This window comes from Streptomyces flaveus (genome assembly GCF_014647675.1).
Lineage (GTDB): Bacteria > Actinomycetota > Actinomycetes > Streptomycetales > Streptomycetaceae > Streptomyces > Streptomyces flaveus.
The window spans coordinates 62,976-83,779 of sequence record NZ_BMPQ01000018.1; the positions used below are offsets into that span (position 1 = coordinate 62,976).

Sequence of the window (20,804 nt, forward strand, 5' to 3'; positions counted from 1 at the left end):
TCCCATCGAGCCTTTACTCTCCATTACCATTCATTTACCGAGCGTTGATAAACCTCGGCGCTGTAACGCCGTGCCTCGCGGCCGCACCCCTAGCGACCGCGTAGCCCCGGAGGAGACGGGAGCGACATGTCTGCCTGCACCCCCACCCGAACTGACGACTCTTCGCATCTGCCCGACGACGGGCGGCCGCACAGCCCGCCCTCGCCCCGCCGCGGTCCCCGGATCGCCGCCGCCGATCTGTCCGCCTCGATCACCGTCTTTCTGATCGCGCTGCCGCTGTCCCTCGGCATCGCCCTGGCGACCGGGGCGCCGCTGCAGGCAGGCCTCGTCGCCGCCGCGGTCGGCGGAATCCTGGTCGGTCGGCTCGGTGGCGCGCCGCTCCAGGTGAGCGGGCCCGCTGCCGGGCTCACGGTGGTCACAGCCGACCTCATCCAGCAGTACGGCTGGCGTACGACCTGCGCCATCACCGTGCTCGCCGGGCTCGCCCAGCTCGGCCTGGGCTTCCTGCGGGTGGCGCGCTCGGCGCTCGCCGTGAGCCCCGCGATCGTGCACGGCATGCTGGCCGGCATCGGCATCACCATCGCCGTCGCCCAGTTGCACATCGTGCTCGGCGGCTCACCGCACAGCTCCGTCGTCGACAACGTCCGCGAGCTGCCCGCCCAGTTGGCCGAGCCACATCTGGCGGCGCTGTCGACGAGCGCCCTGACGCTGGCCGTACTGCTGCTGTGGCCGCGCATTCCCGGGCGGGCGGGGCGAGTTGTCCGTACGGTACCGGCGGCGCTCGCCGCGGTCGCGGGGGCCACGGCCGTAGCAGCGGTCGCCGGGCTGCGACTGCCCCGGGTCGACCTGCCCTCCTGGAACAGCCACGCCCTCGCCGGGCTGCCCGAAGGGCCCGTTCTGGGCATCGCCGCGGCCGTGCTGACCATCGCGCTGGTCGGCAGCGTGGAGTCGTTGCTCTCCGCGGTGGCCGTGGACAAGTTGGCCGCCGCCCGCAAGCAGGGGCCGCGCATCCCGCGCGCAGACCTCGACCGGGAGCTGCGCGGCCAGGGCGTGGCGAACATCGTCTCCGGGACGCTGGGCGGACTGCCCGTCACCGGTGTCGCGGTGCGCAGCGCGGCCAACGTCCGTACAGGCGCCGTGAGCCGCAACTCCACGATGCTGCACGGCCTGTGGATCGTGGTCGCCGCGCTGCTGCTGGTGCCCGTACTGGACCTGATCCCGCTGGCCGCACTCGCCGCGCTGGTGGCGGCCATCGGCGTACAGATGGTGTCGCTCAACCACATCCGCACCGTCACCCGCCATCGCGAGGTCCCGGTGTACGCGGCCACGACGGTGGGCGTGGTGTTCTTCGGCGTCCTCGAAGGCGTGGGGATCGGCGTCGCCGTGGCGGTGGCCGTGGCGCTGCACCGGCTGACCCGTACGCGCATCACCCACGAGGAGGACCAGGACGGCGTCCACCATGTGCGGGTACGCGGGCAGTTGACGTTTCTCGCCGTGCCGCGGCTCAGCCGGGCACTGCATCTGGTGCCCCAAGGGGCGGATGCCGTCGTGGAGTTGGACGGCTCGTTCATGGACCACGCGGCGTACGAGTCGCTGCACGACTGGCAGAGTTCGCACACTGCGCAGGGCGGATCGGTGGAGCTGACCGGGCGGTCAGGCGCGCGGATCACCGAGCCCGCGGGCGCCGCCCACTGCCACTGCCGGCCCTGGACGCCCTGGCGCAACCACCAGTGCGAGCAGCCGTCACGGACCGCGCCGCCGGACGGGGGTGCCGGCGAACTGGCCAGCGGCATCAGCGCGTTCCAGCGCAACACCGCTCCCCTGGTGCGCAGCGAGCTGGCCCGGCTCGCGCGGGAGGGGCAGCAGCCCTCGCAGCTCTTCCTGACCTGCGCCGACTCCCGGCTGGTCACGTCGATGATCACCTCCAGCGGCCCCGGCGATCTCTTCGTCGTACGCAATGTCGGCAATCTCGTGCCGCTGCCCGGCGAGGAGAGCGGGGACGACTCGGTGGCGGCCGCGATCGAGTACGCGGTGGAGGTGCTGAAGGTGAGATCCATCACCGTGTGCGGGCACTCCGGATGCGGGGCGATGCAGGCGCTGCTGCACAGCGAACCCACCGGCGCCCGGACGCCGTTGAAGCGATGGCTGCGGCATGGGTTGCCGAGTCTGGAGAGGGCGGCCGCGAAGGACGGGCCGCGGGCGCGGATCGCCGGGCGGGCGCCCGCCGACGCCGTCGAGCAGCTCTGTCTGACCAACGTGGTGCAGCAGTTGGAGCATCTGCGGGCGCACGAGTCCGTGGCCCGAGCTCTGCGGGAGGGCGCGCTCGAACTGCACGGGATGTACTTCCACGTGGGCGAGGCCCAGGCGTATCTGCTCACGGACGCGCCCGACACCCCCGACATTGAGGAGGCGCCCGGCGACCGGTCCGAACCCGGGCCGGAGCCCGGCGGCATGGTGTTCGACCGGGTCGAGGCGAGCGCCCTGCACGACGTCGGGGCCTCACCTCACCCCGCAAACAGCCCTTGACCGCCCGCAAACGCCCACCCCCACCAGGCTCCCGCCACCCACGAGCCTGAACCGCACACCTCCCCCGTCCGTGAAAACGTGTGGCCCCCTGTGCGCGGGGGCCACCACCGTCGACCACCACCGCCCCAATAGGTCTAAACCAATTTCGGCGACGGCCCTTGTCACCAGGGGTCCGCGTCTGATGAGCTGGCCTGGGACACAACGGACACCCTGGGAAAGGGAGATGTCGTGAGCAACGAAAGCCTGGCCAACCTGCTTCGTGAGGAGCGCAGGTTCGCGCCGCCCGCCGACCTGGCCGCGAACGCCAACGTCACTGCGGAGGCGTACGAGCAGGCCAAGGCTGACCGGCTCGGTTTCTGGGCCGAGCAGGCGCGCCGGCTGACCTGGGCCACCGAGCCGACCGAGACGCTGGACTGGTCGAATCCGCCCTTCGCCAAATGGTTCGCGGACGGAAAGCTGAACGTCGCGTACAACTGCGTCGACCGCCATGTGGAGGCCGGGCACGGCGACCGGGTCGCGATCCACTTCGAGGGCGAGCCCGGCGACAGCAAGGCCATCACATACGCCGAGCTGAAGGACGAGGTCTCCCGGGCCGCCAACGCCCTTACGGAGATCGGAGTTGAGAAGGGCGACCGGGTCGCCATCTACCTGCCGATGATTCCCGAGGCCGTCGTCGCGATGCTGGCCTGCGCCCGCATCGGCGCCGCGCACTCGGTCGTCTTCGGCGGCTTCTCGGCCGACGCCATCGCCACCCGTATCGAGGACGCCAGCGCGAAGCTGGTCATCACCGCGGACGGCGGCTACCGCCGCGGCAAGCCCTCCGCGCTCAAGCCCGCCGTCGACGAGGCGGTCGCGCGGGTCGACGGCGTCGACAAGGTCCTCGTCGTGCGCCGTACGGGCCAGGAGGTCGACTGGACCGAGGGCCGCGACATCTGGTGGCACGAGATCACACAGAAGCAGTCCGCGGAGCACACGCCCGAGGCGTTCGACGCCGAGCAGCCGCTGTTCATCCTCTACACCTCGGGGACGACAGGTAAGCCGAAGGGCATCCTGCACACCTCCGGCGGCTATCTCACCCAGGCCGCGTACACCCATCACGCCGTCTTCGACCTCAAGCCGGAGACCGACGTCTACTGGTGCACGGCCGACATCGGCTGGGTGACGGGCCACTCGTACATCACGTACGGACCGCTCGCGAACGGCGCGACGCAGGTGATGTACGAGGGCACTCCGGACACCCCGCACCAGGGCCGCTTCTGGGAGATCATCCAGAAGTACGGCGTGACGATCCTCTACACCGCGCCCACCGTGATCCGCATGTTCATGAAGTGGGGCGACGACATCCCCGCGAAGTTCGACCTGTCCAGCCTTCGCGTGCTGGGATCGGTGGGCGAGCCGATCAACCCCGAGGCGTGGATCTGGTACCGCAAGCACATCGGCGCCGACAAGTGCCCTGTCGTGGACACCTGGTGGCAGACCGAGACCGGCTCGATGATGATCTCGCCGTTGCCGGGCGTGACGGAGGCCAAGCCCGGCTCCGCGCAGCGCGCGCTGCCCGGCATCTCCGCGACGGTCGTCGACGACGAGGCGAACGAAGTGCCGGACGGAGGCGGCGGCTATCTCGTCCTCACCGAGCCGTGGCCGTCGATGCTGCGCACCATCTGGGGCGATGACCAGCGGTTCCTCGACACGTACTGGTCGCGCTTCGAGGGCAGGTACTTCGCCGGTGACGGTGCGAAGAAGGACGAGGACGGCGACATCTGGCTGCTCGGCCGGGTCGACGACGTGATGCTCGTGTCCGGGCACAACATCTCCACCACCGAGGTCGAGTCGGCGCTCGTCTCGCACCCCTCCGTCGCCGAGGCGGCGGTCGTGGGCGCGGCGGACGAGACCACCGGCCAGGCGATCGTGGCCTTCGTGATCCTGCGCGGCTCGGCCGCGGAGACCGCGGACCTGGTGGGCGAGCTGCGCAGCCACGTCAGCAAGGCCCTCGGCCCGATCGCCAAGCCCAAGCGGATCCTGCCGGTGGCCGAGCTGCCCAAGACCCGCTCGGGCAAGATCATGCGCCGTCTGCTGCGCGACGTCGCCGAGAACCGCGAGCTCGGTGACGTCACCACGCTCACCGACTCCACGGTGATGGAGCTGATCCAGACGAAGCTCCCGTCGGCGGCCAGCGAGGACTGACAGCCCTACGTACGACGAGAAGGGCACCCGGCGACACACCGGGTGCCCTTCTTACGTAAGCTAAGGAAAGCGTCAACAACGCGATAAGAAGTCTGAGGTGCGCCGGGAAGTCTGGTCGGCATGTGCTCTGCCCTGCCTACCCGACCGGAAGTCGACTCACATGCCCGCGCCTGCTCCCACCCCCAGCAAAGACCGCAAGGTCCTCGGACGGCTCTCGCTCCCCGAGCGGAACTTCGTCGCGGAAGCCCTGCGCACCGAAACCGTCGGCGGCGTGCTCCTGCTCCTCGCCGCGATCGCCGCGCTGATCTGGGCGAACAGCGGCCTGAAGGAGAGTTACGAGTCGGTCCGCGACTTCCACCTCGGGCCCGCCTCGCTCGGCCTCGACCTCTCCATCGGGCACTGGGCCGCCGACGGACTGCTCGCGGTCTTCTTCTTCGTCGCCGGTATCGAGCTCAAGCGCGAGCTGGTCGCCGGTGATCTCAAGGATCCCAGGGCCGCCGTACTCCCGGTCGTCGCCGCGCTCTGCGGCATGGCCGTGCCCGCGCTCGTCTACACACTGGTCAGCAGCACAGGCGGAGGCTCGCTCGCCGGCTGGGCCGTGCCGACCGCGACCGACATCGCCTTCGCGCTCGCCGTCCTCGCCGTCATCGGTACGTCCCTGCCGAGCGCCCTGCGCGCCTTCCTGCTCACCCTCGCGGTCGTCGACGATCTCTTCGCGATTCTGATCATCGCGGTGTTCTTCACCGACGACCTGAACTTCGCGGCCCTCGGCGGCGCCGTCGTCAGCCTCGCCGTCTTCTGGCTGCTGCTCAGGAAAGGCATACGCGGCTGGTACGTGTACATCCCGCTCGCCCTGGTCATCTGGGGGCTGATGTACAACAGCGGCATCCACGCCACCATCGCCGGTGTCGCGATGGGCCTGATGCTGCGCTGCACCAGGCGGGAGGGCGAGGAGCACTCGCCCGGCGAGCGCATCGAGCATCTCGTACGTCCCTTGTCGGCGGGCCTCGCCGTGCCACTGTTCGCGCTGTTCAGCGCGGGGGTCGCGGTGTCGGGCAACGCGATCGGAGAGGTGTTCACGCGGCCGGAGACGCTGGGTGTCGTGCTCGGGCTGGTCGTCGGCAAGGCGGTCGGCATCTTCGGCGGTACATGGCTGACGGCCCGCTTCACCAGGGCGGAGCTCTCCGAGGAACTGGCCTGGCCGGACGTCTTCGCGGTGTCCTCCCTCGCGGGCATCGGCTTCACCGTCTCGCTGCTCATCGGCGAGCTCGCCTTCGAGGGCGACGAGGTCCTCACCGACGAGGTCAAGGCCGCCGTCCTGACGGGCTCGCTGATCGCGGCCGTCCTGGCGGGAACACTGCTGAAGATACGGAACGCCAAGTACCGCAAGCTCTGGGAGGCCGAGGAGCTGGACGAGGACCTCGACGGCATCCCCGACGTCTACGAGCAGGACAACCCGGAGTACCACCTGCGGATGGCCGACATCTACGAGCGGAAGGCCGCCGAACATCGCAGGCTTGCCGAAGTGACGGCCGGGGCAAGCGAGGAGAACGACGGTCCGGCATGATCTGACACGCACGCAAAACGCCCAGGAGCCGAAGAGCCCCAGGGCCCAAGTGAACGTCCCAAGAGAACAGGGAGTACGCGATGAGCGCACCCGACGGCAGCCCGGTCGGCGCCGAACGCAGCATCGGCCAGCTGTTCGCCTCGGCGACGACCGAGATGTCCGCGCTGGTGCACGACGAGATCGCGCTGGCGAAAGCCCAGCTCAAGCGCGACGTCAAGCGCGGTGCGGTGGGCGGCGGCGCGTTCGCGGCGGCCGGGGCGGTACTGATCTTCTCCCTGCCGATGCTGAGCTTCGCGCTGGCGTACGGGATCCGCACCTGGAGCGACTGGAACCTCGCAGTCTGCTTCCTGCTGTCGTTCGCCGCGAACGTGCTGGTCGCGGGCGTACTCGCCCTGATCGGCGTCGTCTTCGCGAAGAAGGCCAAGAAGGGCAAGGGGCCGCAGAAGACCGCGGCCTCGGTCAAGGAGACCGCGGCCGTCCTGCAGAACGCGAAGCCGCACCCGCGGGCCGAACCGGTCGGTGAGGGCGTCAAGGCTGTGGCACGCTCGTCCTCATGACGGGCTCCTCCATCCCTGCGGGGCAATCACCCTCGGCGCCATCCACCTCGGTCGTACGGCTCGACGTGCCCGGCGGGAAAGAGGTGCGTCACCGGGACGTCGCCGCCAACGGCGCGCGTTTCCACATCGCCGAGATGGGCGACGGGCCACTGGTCCTGCTGCTGCACGGCTTCCCGCAGTTCTGGTGGACCTGGCGGCATCAGCTGGTCGCACTCGCCGACGCGGGCTTCCGCGCGGTCGCGATGGACCTGCGAGGCGTCGGCGGCAGCGACCGTACGCCGCGCGGCTACGACCCGGCGAACCTCGCGCTCGACATCACCGGGGTCGTACGGTCCCTCGGCGAGCCCGACGCGGCCCTGGTCGGGCATGACCTCGGCGGCTATCTGGCGTGGACGGCGGCCGTGATGCGCCCCAAGCTGGTGCGCCGGCTCGCGGTCGCCTCGATGCCGCATCCCCGGCGCTGGCGCTCGGCGATGCTCACGGACATGAGGCAGACCAAGGCGGGCTCGTACATCTGGGGCTTTCAGCGGCCCTGGATCCCGGAGCGCCAACTCGTCGCCGACGAGGGCGCCCTGGTGGGCCGTCTCCTACGGGACTGGTCCGGGCCGCGGCTGCCGGACGACGAGACCGTGGAGATGTACCAGCAGGCGATGCGCATCCCGTCGACGGCGCACTGCTCGGTCGAGCCGTACCGCTGGATGGTGCGCTCGCTGGCGCGGCCGGACGGCATCCAGTTCAACCGTCGGATGAAGCGGCCGGTGCGGGTGCCGACGTTGCATCTGCACGGCTCGCTCGATCCGGTGATGCGCACGCGCAGCGCGGCGGGCTCCGGGGAGTACGTCGAAGCGCCGTACCGCTGGCGGCTGTTCGACGGGCTGGGGCACTTTCCGCACGAGGAGGACCCCGGGGCGTTCTCCACAGAACTCATCAATTGGCTCAAGGACCCAGAGCCGGATCGCTGAGGAGCCCAGCTCCGCTGGAAATGCCGTTCAAAGCTGCGGGTCCATCGTGGCTGGTCGCGCAGTTCCCCGCGCCCCTTTGAGGGCCTGCGGCCCCCTCAGGGCGCAGTACCGCACGGACTTCGGCAAGTCCGCTTCGAGCCTGACCGCTGGGACCCCACGGGCCCGCCTCGATCAGGCCCGCTGAGGCCTCCGACGGGAACGCTTGTCCTACGAACGGCCAATGCCTCGCGCATAGGCCAATTGGGGGCCATGGGGGCGGTTATCGACCTTGGGGCAGGGGCAGACGTCGGGGTATGGGCTGGACGCACGACTACAGTGACGCAGCACGCAATCGCCGCTCGGCCGGTGGCCTGAGCTCCCACCAGAGGGGCGCCCCGCAGATGCAGGGCACGGACCCCCGGCTGGGCATCCCGCGCATTCTGAGGCGCCGGGCCCGCTGGGTCTCGGCGCGCCTGCGCCATCCCCGCGGCTGAACCGCCTCCCGCAGGCTGAACCACCCCCCGCAGCACCCGGTCACAGCGCGCAGCTGTCGCTGTCCACCTGCTGGTTGGCGGTGCGGCCCTTGACGATGTCCTCCTGGACCTCGTCCGCGGTGAGCGCGTACCCCGTCTCCGGGTCGTCGAGGGACTTCGCGAAGACCACTCCGTACACCTTGCCGTCCGGGGTGAGCAGCGGTCCGCCGGAGTTGCCCTGGCGCACGTTCGCGTAGAGCGAGTAGACGTCGCGGCGCACGGTGCCCCGGTGGTAGATGTCCGGGCCGTTGGGCGTGATGCGGCCGCGTACGCGCGCCGCGTTGACGGTGTACGGGCCGTTCTCCGGGAAGCCCGCGACGATCGCGCTGTCGCCGCTCGCGGCGTCCTGGGACGTGAACTGGAGAGCGGGGGCGCGCAGATCGGGTACGTCGAGTACGGCGATGTCGCGCTCCCAGTCGTAGAGCACCACCTTCCCGGCATACCGCTTGCCCTCGCCGCCTATCTGGATGTACGGCTCGTCGACGCCACCCACCACGTGCGCGTTCGTCATCACGCGGCGCTGGCCGAAGACGAAGCCGGTGCCTTCGAGGACCTTGCCGCAGCTCTCGGCGGTGCCGGTGACCTTGACGATGGAACGCTGGGCGCGGACGGCGACCGGGCTGCTGGCCAGGGCCGGGTCGGGGGCCTCCACTTCCTTGATGGGCTCGTCCGAGAACGGGCTGAAGACCTGCGGGAAGCCGTTCTGCGCGAGGACCGAGGAGAAGTCGGTGAACCAGGTGTCGGCCTGGTCGGGCAGGACCTCCGACACCCCCAGCAGCACCTTGGAGTTACGGACTTCCTTGCCGACCGTGGGCATCGCCGTCGTAGGGGCCAGCATCGAACCGATCAGCCAGGCGACCAGCAGCATCGCCACGACGTTGACGAGGGCGCCGCCCGTGGCGTCCAGGGCGCGGGCCGGGGACCAGGTGATGTACCGGCGCAGCTTGTTGCCGAGGTGGGTGGTGAGGGCCTGGCCGACGGAGGCGCAGACGATCACGACGACCACGGCGACAACGGCGGCCGTGGTGCCCACCTCGGCGTCATCGGTCAGGGCGTCCCAGATGACGGGCAGCAGATAGACGGCGACGAGACCGCCGCCCAGGAAGCCGATCACCGACAGGATGCCGACGACGAACCCCTGGCGATAGCCCACGATCGCGAACCACACGGCGGCGACCAGCAGCAGGATGTCCAGCACGTTCACTGATTCAAGCCTCGCCTCGTCACTTCACGTTCGCCATCGCCCGGCCGGGGGTCCGGCCCGCCGCGCAGCGGCAATGGGACACAACATCCCCCGGAAAGACACAGCACGGCGCCCACCCTGTCATGAGCGCCAGTCGAGCGGGACCTGCTTCTCGCGGTCCCAAGGTCGTTCCCAGCCGGAGTAGTGCAGGAGTCGGTCGATGATTCCGGCTGTGAAGCCCCAGACGAGGGCGGATTCGACCAGGAATGCCGGACCTCGGTGACCGCTGGGGTGGACGGTCGTCGCGCGGTTGGCGGGGTCCGTGAGATCCGCCACGGGGACGGTGAACACCCGGGCCGTCTCGTTCGGATCGACGACGCCCACCGGCGTACGCTCGCGCCACCAGCCCAGCACTGGGGTGACCACGAAGCCGCTCACCGGGATGTAGAGCGCGGGCAGTACGCCGAAGAGCTGGACTCCACGCGGGTCGAGCCCGGTCTCCTCCTCAGCCTCGCGGAGAGCGGCCCGCAGCGGCCCGTCGGCCTTCGGGTCGCCGTCCTCGGGGTCGAGGGCGCCACCGGGGAACGACGGCTGCCCCGCATGCGATCTGAGCGAATGGGCTCGCTCCATGAGCAGCAGCTCGGGGCCGCGCTCCCCTTCGCCGAACAGGATCAGTACGGCGGACTGGCGGCCCGCGCCGTTCGTCGGCGGCAGGAAGCGGCTCAGCTGGAGCGGCTCCACCGTCTCCACGGCGTGCACCACCGGGTCCAGCCAGCCGGGCAGGCCGTCCTTGCTCAGGCCCAGTCGGCCGTTGTGCATATGGCTCGCGTGCGTCATCGACACCCCCGTTCTGCTGATCTCAACGCCCTTGGCCCACCTGATCGTTCCGTCATCCCGAATCCGCTGATGACGCGCTCGACGCGGGCGCCCCCAGCGGCGGCGCGGGGATGCCGCCCGCGTCCAGGTACGCCTGCGGGGGCTTGAGGCGCTGGCCCGGGAAGCCGCCCTTCTCGTACTTCAGGAGCTTCCTGGCCTTCTCCGGGTCCGTCTCGCCCTCTCCGTACGCCGGGCAGAGCGGGGCGATGGGGCAGGCGCCGCAGGCAGGCTTGCGGGCATGGCAGATACGGCGGCCGTGCCAGATCACGTGGTGGGAGAGGTCCGTCCAGTCGCTCTTGGGGAAGAGCGCGCCGACGGCCGCCTCGATCTTGTCCGGCTCCTTCTCGTCGGTCCACTGCCAGCGGCGTACGAGCCTCTGGAAGTGGGTGTCCACGGTGATTCCGGGCCGCCCGAAGGCGTTGCCGAGCACCACGAAGGCGGTCTTCCGGCCCACGCCGGGGAGCTTGACCAGGTCCTCCAGACGTCCGGGAACCTCGCCGCCGAAGTCGTCCCGCAAGGCCTTGGAGAGCCCTATCACCGACTTGGTCTTGGCCCGGAAGAAGCCCGTCGGCCTGAGGATCTCCTCGACCTCCTCGGGGTTGGCCGCGGCCAGGTCCTCCGGAGTGGGGTACTTGGCAAAGAGCGTCGGCGTCGTCTGGTTCACCCGCAGGTCGGTCGTCTGGGCCGAAAGGACGGTGGCGATCACGAGCTGGAAGGAGTTCTCGAAGTCCAGCTCCGGGTGGGCGTACGGGTAGATCTCGGCGAGCTCGCGGTTGATACGGCGGGCGCGGCGGACGAGGGCGGTACGGGACTCGTTCCGGGGAGGTTTGGCGGGGGTCACTTCGGCGGGGGCGGCTTTCTTGGTGGTGGTCTTCGTGGGTGTGGCCTTCTTTGCGGGTGCCTTGGTCGCCGTCCGGGCAGCTTTCTTGGCGGGCGCGGCCTTCTTCGTCGTAGCCGATGCCTTCTTCGTAGGAGCCGTCGTCTTCCTCACGACCCCCGACGCCCCTTCGACCGGTGCCGGACTCGCCGCCTTTGTCGTTTTCTTCGTTCCGCCGGAGCTCTGTTCGCCCACAGCGGAATCGCGACGTGCAGCCACCCGTCCAGCCCCCTTGACCTGTGCTCTCACCGGCGATTTGGACACCCGGCCAGCCTAAAGCCCACCACCGACATCCGCCCCGCCCCTCCGGGATCGGCCCTCAATTGGCCCCCTGCCGCACTGCCCGGGACGTGCGTGCGGCAGACTTGTGACTGATCACACTGTTTGGACCGTCCGGCAATATGGGGAACACCGTCCCCTGGTATACGGGGGAGCAAGATCCCCTGAGCAGGTCGACAAGGAGAGAACTCGTGGACGACGTTCTGCGGCGCGCCCCGCTCTTCGCGGCGCTCGATGACGAGCAGGCCGCGGAGCTCCGCGCCTCCATGAGTGAGGTGACCCTCGCGCGCGGCGACGCGCTCTTCCACGAGGGTGACCCGGGTGACCGCCTGTACGTGGTCACCGAGGGCAAGGTCAAGCTCCACCGCACGTCCCCCGACGGCCGCGAGAACATGCTCGCCGTCCTCGGTCCCGGCGAGCTCATCGGCGAGCTGTCGCTGTTCGACCCGGGCCCGCGCACGGCGACCGCCAGCGCGCTGACCGAGGTCAAGCTGCTGGGCCTGGGCCACGGCGACCTCCAGCCGTGGCTGAACGCGCGCCCCGAGGTGGCCGCCGCCCTGCTGCGCGCCGTCGCCCGGCGCCTGCGCAAGACGAACGACCAGATGTCCGACCTGGTCTTCTCGGACGTTCCCGGCCGGGTCGCGCGCGCCCTGCTCGACCTGTCGCGCCGCTTCGGCGTGCAGTCCGAAGAGGGCATCCATGTGGTGCACGACCTCACCCAGGAGGAGCTCGCCCAGCTGGTCGGCGCCTCCCGTGAGACGGTCAACAAGGCGCTCGCCGACTTCGCGGGCCGCGGGTGGCTCCGGCTGGAGGCGCGTGCGGTGATTCTGCTGGATGTGGAGCGGCTGGCCAAGCGGTCTCGCTGACGCTGGGTCTTGGCCGTACGTCTCTGGGGTCCCGCCTCCTCTGGAGGGCGGGGCCCTTTTGTTGTCGCCTGCGGGGGCGTGCCGGGATGGTTCTCGCCCCCGCCGCCCCTACCCGTCCCATCCCTGGGGCTGCGCCCCGGGCCCCCGCCAAGGGGGTGGGATGACAGGTGGTGTCGCGGCTGCGGGTGCGTCGTGGCTGGTCGCGCAGTTCCCCGCGCCCCTTGGGGGCCTGCGGCCTCCAAGGGGCGCGGGGAGCAGGCCTAGATCAGGCCGTGCTCCCGCAGATAGTCCAGCTGTGCCCGTACCGACAGTTCCGCCGCCGGCCACAGTGAGCGGTCCACGTCGGCGTACACATGCGCCACTACCTCGCTCGGAGTGCGGTAGCCGTCCTCGACCGCTGTCTCGATCTGGGCCAGGCGGTGGGCGCGGTGGGCGAGGTAGTACTCGACGGCTCCCTGGGCGTCGTCGAGGACGGGGCCGTGACCCGGCAGCACCGTGTGTACGCCGTCGTCGACCGTCAGGGACCTCAGTCGTCGCAGGGTGTCCAGGTAGTCGCCGAGGCGGCCGTCGGGGTGGGCGACGACCGTGGTGCCCCGGCCGAGGACCGTGTCGCCGGTCAGGACGGCGCGGTCGGCGGGCAGATGGAAGCAGAGCGAGTCGGCGGTGTGACCGGGGGTCGGTACGACGCGCAGCTCCAGGCCACCCGTCCTGATCACGTCTCCGGCCGCCAGGCCCTCGTCGCCGAGCTGCAGCGCGGGGTCGAGCGCCCGCACCTTCGTGCCGGTCAGCTCCGCGAACCGCGTGGCGCCCTCGGCATGGTCGGGGTGCCCGTGCGTCAGCAGGGTCAGCGCGACCCGCTTGCCCGCCTTCTCCGCCGTATCGACGACATGGCGCAGGTGTACGTCGTCCAGGGGCCCCGGGTCGATCACCACCGCGAGCTCGGAGTCCGGTTCGGCGAGGATCCACGTGTTCGTCCCGTCGAGCGTCATGAGGGACGCGTTCGGGGCGAGGACGTTGATCGCACGCGCGGTGGCGGGGCCGTCGAGAACCCCGCCCCGCGGCTGGCCGGGAAGGGCTGCTGCGTCCGTCATGCGGGGGCTCCACCGGTCGGGATGTGCTTGGTGAACTCGTCGTGTCCCGGCCAGGAGAGCACCAGCTCGCCGTCCTCCAGGCGGGCCTTCGCCAGAACGGGGGCCAGGTCGCGCCCGGGTGCGGCGGCGAGGGCCTCGGCGGCAGTGGCGTACGAGCGGAGCTGGCGCAGGGTCGCGATGGTGGGCGGCATCATCAGGAGGTCGCCCTTGTCGTACGCGTCCGCCGCCTCCCCGGGGCGGATCCAGACGGTGCTGTCGGCCTCCGTGGAGGCGTTGCGGGTGCGCTGACCCTCCGGGAGGGCGGCCACGAAGAACCACGTGTCGTAGCGGCGCGGTTCGAACTCCGGGGTGATCCAGCGCGTCCACGCCCCCAGGAGGTCGGATCGCAGCACGAGCCCCCTGCGCTCCAGGAACTCGGCGAAGGAGACGTCCCGGGCGACCAGGGCCTCACGGTCCGCCTCCCAGTCGTCTCCTGTGGTGTCGCCGACCACGGAGTCCGGGGTGGGGCCGGCGAGCAGCACGCCCGCCTCCTCGTACGTCTCGCGCACCGCCGCGCAGACGATCGCCTGGGCGGAGGTCTCGTCGACGCCGAGCCGGGACGCCCACCACGCGCGCGTGGGACCCGTCCAGCGGATCTGCCGCTCGTCGTCCCTGGGGTCCACGCCGCCCCCGGGATACGCGTACGCGCCTCCGGCGAAGGCCATGGAGGCGCGTCTGCGCAGCATGTGTACGGCGGGAGCGCCGTCGGTGTCCTTGAGCAGCATGACGGTGGCCGCCCGCTTGGGGACGACCGGTGTGAGCGTGCCCTCCGCAAGCGCGCGGATACGGTCCGGCCACTCCGGTGGGTACCACTGCCCATTCGCCATGCGCGGAGGCTATCCCGTAGAGAGCTGATGTTCGAGAGGCAACAATCGGCTGCTCCAGGGGCTGCCCCGGAGGAACCAGTGCCGGAACCAATGCCCCCAGGGAGCCCGATCGACCGACCGGCGCCCCGGAGGACCTGATTACGCCTCCGTCAGCTCCACCTGGATCTCGACCTCCACCGGCGAGTCCAGCGGCAGCACCGCCACCCCGACCGCACTTCGAGCATGTACGCCCTTGTCGCCCAGGACCGCGCCCAGCAGCTCGCTCGCGCCGTTCACGACGGCGGGCTGGCCGGTGAAGTCGGCGGCCGAGGCCACGAAGCCGACGACCTTCACCACGCGCGCGACACGGTCGAGGTCACCGGCGACCGACTTGACCGCGGCCAGGGCGTTCAGCGCACAGGTGGCGGCCAGCTCCTTGGCCACCTCCGGAGTGACCTCGGCACCCACCTTGCCGGTGACCGCGAGCTTGCCGTCCACCATGGGGAGCTGGCCGGAGGTGTAGACGTACACCCCGGATCGCACGGCAGGCTGATACGCGGCGAGCGGCGGCACGACCTCGGGGAGGGTCAGCCCGAGTTCGGCCAGCTTGGCCTCGACGGCGCTCATGCCTGCTTCTCGCGCTTCAGGTAGGCCACCAGCTGCTCGGGGTTGTTCGGCCCGGGCACCACCTGGACGAGCTCCCAGCCGTCCTCGCCCCAGGTGTCCAGAATCTGCTTCGTGGCGTGTACGAGCAGAGGCACAGTCGCGTATTCCCACTTGGTCATGTGGCCGACTGTATCCGCTGCCACGCACGGCCTCCCGCGCGCCTTGCACCCCGCCTTCGGCACGCCTTACGGCCGGCCTCCCGCGCACGTTCCCCACAGCCTCCGCCACTCGTTCTCCACAGCCTCCGCCCACCGTTGTCCACAGCCTCCTGCGTAGCCCGGCCGCCGACTGGTTAGGCTCGAAGATGTGAGCAGGCTCCAGGTCGTCAGCGGCAAGGGCGGTACCGGCAAGACGACGGTCGCCGCAGCACTAGCGCTCGCCCTCGCGACGGAGGGCAAACGCACCCTCCTGGTCGAGGTCGAGGGCAGGCAGGGCATCGCGCAACTCTTCGAGACGGAGGCGCTGCCCTATGAGGAGCGGAAGATCGCCGTCGCTCCCGGGGGCGGGGAGGTGTTCGCCCTCGCCATAGACCCCGAGCTGGCGCTTCTCGACTACCTCCAGATGTTCTACAAACTGGGGGGCGCCGGACGCGCCCTGAAGAAGCTCGGCGCCATCGACTTCGCGACGACGATCGCGCCCGGCCTCAGGGACGTACTCCTCACCGGGAAGGCGTGTGAGGCAGTCCGCAGGAAGGACAAGACCGGGCGGTTCGTGTACGACTACGTCGTCATGGACGCCCCGCCGACGGGCCGCATCACCCGCTTCCTGAACGTGAACGACGAGGTGGCGGGCCTCGCCAAAATAGGCCCGATACACAATCAGGCGCAGGCCGTCATGCGGGTCCTCAAGTCCCGTGAGACGGCTGTGCACTTGGTGGCCCTCCTGGAGGAGATGCCCGTCCAGGAGACCGTCGACGGCATCTCCGAACTGCGTGCCGCGAAGCTGCCGGTGGGGCGGATCATCGTGAACATGGTGCGGCCCGCCATCCTCGACGAGGCCGACCTGGACCTCACGCGCGACGCACCGCGTACGGCCATCGCCAAGTCGCTGTCCGCGGCCGGACTCGGCGGCGCCCGCCGCGGCGGAGTCGCCGAGCGGCTCGTGGAACCGCTGCTCACCCAGGCCGAGGAGTACGCCGAGCGGTACGCACTGGAGCGTGAGCAGCGGGCCGCACTCCAGGCGTTGGGCCTCCCTCTGCACGAACTCCCGCTGCTCGCCGAGGGACTGGACCTCGCGGGCCTGTACGAACTCGCCACCGAACTGCGCCGGCAGGGGATCTCATGAGCTTGGACCCGGTTCGCCTCCTGGACGTCGACCCGCTGCTCGACGACCCGAAGACCCGCATCGTGGTCTGCTGCGGGGCGGGCGGCGTCGGCAAGACCACCACCGCGGCGGCCCTCGGGCTGCGTGCCGCCGAGCGCGGCCGGAAGGTGGTCGTCCTCACCATCGACCCGGCGCGCAGGCTCGCCCAGTCGATGGGCATCGACGCGCTCGACAACACCCCGCGCCGGGTGAAGGGCGTCGACGACTCCGCGAACGGCGAACTGCACGCGATGATGCTCGACATGAAGCGCACCTTCGACGAGATCGTCGAGGCGCACGCGGACCCCGAGCGGGCCGCCGCGATCCTGAACAACCCCTTCTACCAGTCACTCTCGGCGGGCTTCGCGGGCACGCAGGAGTACATGGCGATGGAGAAGCTGGGCCAGCTGCGGGCCCGCGACGAGTGGGACCTGATCGTCGTCGACACGCCTCCCTCGCGCTCGGCGCTCGACTTCCTCGACGCCCCGAAGCGGCTCGGGTCCTTCCTGGACGGCAGGCTGATCCGGCTGCTGACCGCGCCGGCGAAGCTGGGTGGCCGGGCGGGGATGAAGTTCCTGAACGTCGGGATGTCGATGATGACGGGCACCCTGGGCAAGCTGCTCGGCGGCCAGCTCCTCAAGGACGTCCAGACGTTCGTGTCCGCGATGGACACCACCTTCGGTGGTTTCCGTACGCGCGCGGACGCCACGTACAAGCTCCTTCAGGCGCCCGGCACGGCCTTCCTGGTGGTGGCGGCCCCGGAGCGCGACGCGCTGCGCGAGGCCGCGTACTTCGTGGAGCGGCTGGCCGCCGAGGACATGCCGCTCGCGGGTCTCGTACTGAACCGGGTCCACAGCAGCGGCGCCGCCCAGCTGTCCGCCGAGCGGGCGCTCGCCGCCGCGGAAAATCTTGCGGAAGCCCGCATTGTCGATCAGGAGGGTGGGAAAGCTGGACTTCGTAACTCTCCCGACACGTACGGCAGTTCAGAATCGCCCGATTCCGCCGTTCCCGAGGCTCCCGCACCCGACGCAGGCTCCCCCGCCGCGGACCGGATCGACGCCGAAGGAGCAGGGACGGCCCGAACCGTCGACCATCTCACCGCGGGCCTGCTGAGGTTGCACGCCGAGCGCATGCGGCTGCTCTTCCGCGAGCAGCGCACGCGTGACCGCTTCACCTCGCTCCACCCCGAGGTGGCGGTGGCAGAAGTGGCCGCGCTGCCCGGCGATGTGCACGACCTCGCAGGGCTGCGGGACATCGGGGACCGGCTCGCGGCCGGTGCCTAGCCGGTCGGAGCTGCGTGAGCCTCTCGGGGTCGCGTGGACCCCTGTTGCGTACGGGACCGCGCGGGCCCTGGGCGCAGACAGCGTCGTATACGGCCGCACATCTGTCGTGTACGGCTTTGTACGTCGCGTTCGTACGGTGCGCGACCGCGGCGGTTCGTCTGAGGTGACCGCGGCGAGCGGTCAGCCCACCGCCGCGTAGTGCTCGTACACCTCTTCCTCGTCGAGGGGCAGAATGCCCGCCCCCCGCTCGTATTCCGTACGCGCTGTCTCGAGCAGCCTGCGCCAGGAGGTGACGGTTGGCCGCCTGCGCAGCAGTGCGCGGCGCTCCCGCTCCGTCATCCCTCCCCACACGCCGAACTCGACGCGGTTGTCCAGCGCATCGGCAAGACATTCCGTACGCACCGGACATCCGGTGCATACCGCCTTGGCCCTGTTCTGCGCTGCTCCTTGAACGAACAGTTCGTCCGGATCGGTAGTGCGACAGGCCGCCTGCGCACTCCAGTCGGTTACCCAGCCCATACCGGCGCCGTCCTCTCCCGAATCGAGGCTCCCCCACGGCGGCAGCGGCATATTCACCGCCGCCAGTTGAGGACGTTACGGAAGGTGGGCACAGTCAACCAGCCCCTGCGTGCCCAATCTTGAATGGTCCGAATGGACTATGGGTACGCGACAGTTCACCCAACGGAGTGAGCCGACGGCATACGTAACCTTCCCGGCAAACCAGGACAGTTGAGCTGCGTCACAACGGACGCCAAGTGACACATGAGGCGGATTCGGGCACGAGCCCAACAAAAAAGTTGGGAACGACTGGAACAATTCGGGGTCGCCAGCCGTATTGATACGTAGCCCTGCCGCTGTGACAGTTGTGAGCAGCTTAGGCCAAGGCCTGTACGCGTGTCCGGCGAATGAGAACGTAGGCTGCCCTCATGGCAAACAAACGCTCGGGTGGCGGCCTGTCCTCGGTTCAGCAAGCCGCCAAGTTCCTAGGTGTCAGCGTGCTCGCGGGAGCCATCGCGGCGGGCATCGCGCTGCCCGCGGCCGGCGCGCTGGGGCTGGCGGCCAAGGGCTCAGTCGAGGGTTTCGACGAGATCCCCGCCAACCTCAAGCGTCCGCCGCTGAGTCAGCGCACCACGATCCTGGACAACCAGGGCGGGCGGATCGCCACGGTCTACTCGCGCGACCGCACCGTGGTCGAACTCAAGGACATATCGCCGTACATGCAGCAGGCGATCGTCGCAATCGAGGACTCCCGCTTCTACAAGCACGGCGCGGTCGACCTCAAGGGCGTCCTGCGCGCGCTCAACCGGAACGCGCAGAGCGGCGAAGTGTCCCAGGGCGCGTCCACGCTCACGCAGCAGTACGTGAAGAACGTCTTCGTGGAGGAGGCCGGCGACGACCCGACGCTTGTCGCCCAGGCCACGCAGCAGACCCTCGGCCGCAAGATCAAGGAACTGAAGCACGCGATCCAGGTCGAGGAAGAGCTCGGCAAGAAGAAGATCCTCGAGAACTACCTGAACATCACGTTCTTCGGCCAGCAGGCCTACGGCGTCGAGGCCGCGGCCCGGCGCTACTTCTCCACGTCCGCGAAGGACCTGAAGCTGGAACAGGCCGCACTGCTCGCCGGCGTCGTCCAGTCACCGACCCGTTACGACCCGGTCAACGACGAGCAAGAGGCGACACAGCGGCGCAATGTGGTCCTCCAGCGCATGGCCGACCTGGGCAACGTCTCCCAGGCGGAGGCCGACGCGGCCAAGGAGAAGCCGCTCGGCCTGAAGGTCAGCAAGCCGAACAACGGGTGCATCACGGCGGTCAAGGGCGCTGCCTTCTTCTGTGACTACGTCCGCGAGGTGTTCCTGACCGACCCGGTCTTCGGCAAGACCAAGAAGGCCCGGGCCAAGGTCTGGAACCAGGGCGGTCTGACGATCCGTACGACGCTCGACCCGCAGTCCCAGGAGTCGGTGCAGGCGTCGCTCAAGACCCACGTCTACAAGAAGGACAAGGTCGCGGCGGCGTCGACGCTCGTCGAGCCCGGCTCCGGCAAGGTCCTGGCGATGGGCCAGTCGAAGCCGTACGGCTACGGCAAGAACGAGACGGAGTACAACTACTCGGTCGACGCGAAGATGGGCGGCTCGAACTTCGGCTTCCCGACGGGTTCGACGTTCAAGCCGTTCCTGGCCGCGGCCGCCCTGGAGGAGGGCAAGCCCGCCAACCAGGTCTATCCCGCGCCGTTCGAGATGCCGTATCCGGCCTCGGTGCAGACGTGCAGCGGAAAGCCCTGGGTCAACCAGGGCGGCAAGGCCAAGGTCGAGAACGAGGACGAGTCGGAGGTCGGCCCGTACGGGCTGCAGGAGGCCATGGCCAAGTCGGTCAACACCTACTTCGTGCAGATGCTCGAGGACACCGGCATGTGCCCGGTGGTGAAGATGACCGACAAGCTGGGCGTGGTGCAGGGCAACGGCACCAAGGTGCCCGAGGTGCCCTCCTCGCTCACCCTCGGCTCCACCGGCCTCTCGCCCCTGACCATGGCAAGCGCGTACGCGGCCTTCGCCAACCGGGGCACGTACTGCACGCCGGTCGCGATCGAGTCGATCAGCCAGCAGCTCGGCGGCGAGAAGAAGTCGCTCAAGGTGCCGAAGTCGTCGTGCTCGCGCGCGATGTCGGAGTCCACCGCGGACATGATCAACGCGCTGCTCAGCGGCGTGGTCGACTCCGGTACGGGCCAGCAGGCCGGGCTCACCGACCGGGACAACGCGGGTAAGACCGGTACGACGGACTTCCGCAAGAACGCCTGGTTCGTGGGCTACACGCCGAAACTGTCCGGCGCGGTCTGGGTCGGCAGCGCCACCCAGAAGGTCAAGATGGTGAACATCACGATCGGCGGCGAGTGGCACGAGAAGGTCTTCGGCGGCGCGGTGCCCGGACCGATCTGGAAGGACGCCATGGCCGGCGCCCTCTCGGGCAAGGACTCCGGGAGCTTCAACCCCGTCAGGATCCCCGAGGTCGAGCGCCCCCGGGACGAGGACCGCGACGACGAGGACAACGGGGACGAGGACAACCGCAACGGCGGGAACGACAACGGCGACATCGGCGACATCCCCGACCTCCCCGATCCGTCCTTCTCGATACCCGAGGAGTGGACGATCGGCGGGAACGGCAACAACGGCGGCGGCAACGGGAACGGCGGCGGCACCTTCCCGTAGGCCCGCCCTACTCCCGTACGCCGGTGGG

Annotated in this window: 18 protein-coding genes; 10 read left to right on the forward strand and 8 right to left on the reverse strand. The window is 69.8% G+C overall.

Going from position 1 to position 20,804, the window contains the following annotated elements; genetic code table 11:
* Nucleotides 1–126: 126 nt before the first annotated feature.
* The 6 genes from IEZ21_RS29390 to IEZ21_RS47865 all read left to right on the forward strand — a co-directional run bounded on the left by IEZ21_RS29390 (nt 127) and on the right by IEZ21_RS47865 (nt 8,269).
* Nucleotides 127–2,526: a SulP family inorganic anion transporter gene (locus IEZ21_RS29390; protein WP_189324889.1), complete on the forward strand. Its 2,400-nt coding sequence runs from the start codon at nt 127–129 to the stop codon at nt 2,524–2,526.
* Between the two features lie 186 nt (nt 2,527–2,712).
* Nucleotides 2,713–4,710: an acetate--CoA ligase gene (gene acs, locus IEZ21_RS29395; RefSeq protein ID WP_189324990.1), complete on the forward strand. Its 1,998-nt coding sequence runs from the start codon at nt 2,713–2,715 to the stop codon at nt 4,708–4,710.
* Nucleotides 4,711–4,870: 160 nt separating this feature from the next.
* Nucleotides 4,871–6,277, forward strand: coding sequence for a Na+/H+ antiporter NhaA (gene nhaA / locus IEZ21_RS29400; RefSeq protein ID WP_189324890.1), 1,407 nt, complete (start codon nt 4,871–4,873; stop codon nt 6,275–6,277).
* Between the two features lie 80 nt (nt 6,278–6,357).
* Complete coding sequence (locus IEZ21_RS29405; RefSeq protein ID WP_033321749.1) at nt 6,358–6,834, forward strand: phage holin family protein; 477 nt, start codon at nt 6,358–6,360, stop codon at nt 6,832–6,834.
* Entirely contained in the window at nt 6,831–7,796 is a 966-nt protein-coding gene (locus tag IEZ21_RS29410) for an alpha/beta fold hydrolase (protein ID WP_189324891.1), read from the forward strand. The genes IEZ21_RS29405 and IEZ21_RS29410 overlap by 4 nt, the downstream gene beginning before the upstream one ends.
* A 293-nt stretch (nt 7,797–8,089) precedes the next feature.
* Nucleotides 8,090–8,269: a hypothetical protein gene (locus IEZ21_RS47865; protein ID WP_078491910.1), complete on the forward strand. Its 180-nt coding sequence runs from the start codon at nt 8,090–8,092 to the stop codon at nt 8,267–8,269.
* Between the two features lie 40 nt (nt 8,270–8,309).
* On the opposite strand, the gene IEZ21_RS29415 is transcribed toward IEZ21_RS47865, so the two are convergent.
* From IEZ21_RS29415 to nth, 3 genes are all read right to left on the reverse strand, one after another.
* On the reverse strand, nt 8,310–9,512 hold the full coding sequence (locus tag IEZ21_RS29415) for a MarP family serine protease (protein ID WP_189324892.1): 1,203 nt from the start codon (nt 9,510–9,512) through the stop codon (nt 8,310–8,312).
* Between the two features lie 120 nt (nt 9,513–9,632).
* Complete coding sequence (locus IEZ21_RS29420) at nt 9,633–10,328, reverse strand: NUDIX hydrolase (protein ID WP_189324893.1); 696 nt, start codon at nt 10,326–10,328, stop codon at nt 9,633–9,635.
* 52 nt (nt 10,329–10,380) lie between these two features.
* Nucleotides 10,381–11,358 carry an endonuclease III gene (gene nth, locus IEZ21_RS29425; protein WP_373302325.1) on the reverse strand — a complete coding sequence of 326 codons (978 nt, stop codon included), beginning with the start codon at nt 11,356–11,358 and terminating at the stop codon, nt 10,381–10,383.
* A gap of 356 nt (nt 11,359–11,714) precedes the next feature.
* On the opposite strand from nth, the gene IEZ21_RS29430 reads away from it, so the two are divergent.
* Entirely contained in the window at nt 11,715–12,389 is a 675-nt protein-coding gene (locus IEZ21_RS29430; protein ID WP_016642758.1) for a Crp/Fnr family transcriptional regulator, read from the forward strand.
* A gap of 260 nt (nt 12,390–12,649) precedes the next feature.
* On the opposite strand, the gene IEZ21_RS29435 is transcribed toward IEZ21_RS29430, so the two are convergent.
* From IEZ21_RS29435 to sp36, 4 genes are all read right to left on the reverse strand, one after another.
* Nucleotides 12,650–13,480 carry an MBL fold metallo-hydrolase gene (locus IEZ21_RS29435; protein ID WP_189324894.1) on the reverse strand — a complete coding sequence of 277 codons (831 nt, stop codon included), beginning with the start codon at nt 13,478–13,480 and terminating at the stop codon, nt 12,650–12,652.
* Nucleotides 13,477–14,346: an NUDIX hydrolase gene (locus tag IEZ21_RS29440; RefSeq protein WP_189324895.1), complete on the reverse strand. Its 870-nt coding sequence runs from the start codon at nt 14,344–14,346 to the stop codon at nt 13,477–13,479. The genes IEZ21_RS29435 and IEZ21_RS29440 overlap by 4 nt, the downstream gene beginning before the upstream one ends.
* Nucleotides 14,347–14,484: 138 nt before the next feature.
* Nucleotides 14,485–14,952, reverse strand: coding sequence for a RidA family protein (locus tag IEZ21_RS29445; RefSeq protein WP_189324896.1), 468 nt, complete (start codon nt 14,950–14,952; stop codon nt 14,485–14,487).
* On the reverse strand, nt 14,949–15,110 hold the full coding sequence (gene sp36 / locus IEZ21_RS29450) for a Sp36 family protein (RefSeq protein WP_003975360.1): 162 nt from the start codon (nt 15,108–15,110) through the stop codon (nt 14,949–14,951). The genes IEZ21_RS29445 and sp36 overlap by 4 nt, the downstream gene beginning before the upstream one ends.
* Nucleotides 15,111–15,297: 187 nt before the next feature.
* Here sp36 and bagA point away from each other — a divergent pair, with 187 nt between their 5' ends.
* Nucleotides 15,298–16,275, forward strand: a complete 978-nt coding sequence (gene bagA, locus IEZ21_RS29455; protein WP_189324897.1) for an ATPase BagA — start codon at nt 15,298–15,300, stop codon at nt 16,273–16,275.
* Complete coding sequence (gene bagB, locus IEZ21_RS29460; RefSeq protein WP_189324898.1) at nt 16,272–17,576, forward strand: ATPase BagB; 1,305 nt, start codon at nt 16,272–16,274, stop codon at nt 17,574–17,576. The genes bagA and bagB overlap by 4 nt, the downstream gene beginning before the upstream one ends.
* 180 nt (nt 17,577–17,756) lie before the next feature.
* Here bagB and wblA read toward each other — a convergent pair whose 3' ends face one another.
* Entirely contained in the window at nt 17,757–18,095 is a 339-nt protein-coding gene (wblA, locus tag IEZ21_RS29465; RefSeq protein WP_033321758.1) for a transcriptional regulator WblA, read from the reverse strand.
* Between the two features lie 407 nt (nt 18,096–18,502).
* Between wblA and IEZ21_RS29470 the strand changes: the two genes are divergently transcribed.
* Nucleotides 18,503–20,776: a transglycosylase domain-containing protein gene (locus tag IEZ21_RS29470; RefSeq protein WP_189324899.1), complete on the forward strand. Its 2,274-nt coding sequence runs from the start codon at nt 18,503–18,505 to the stop codon at nt 20,774–20,776.
* The last annotated feature ends 28 nt before the right edge of the window (nt 20,777–20,804 follow it).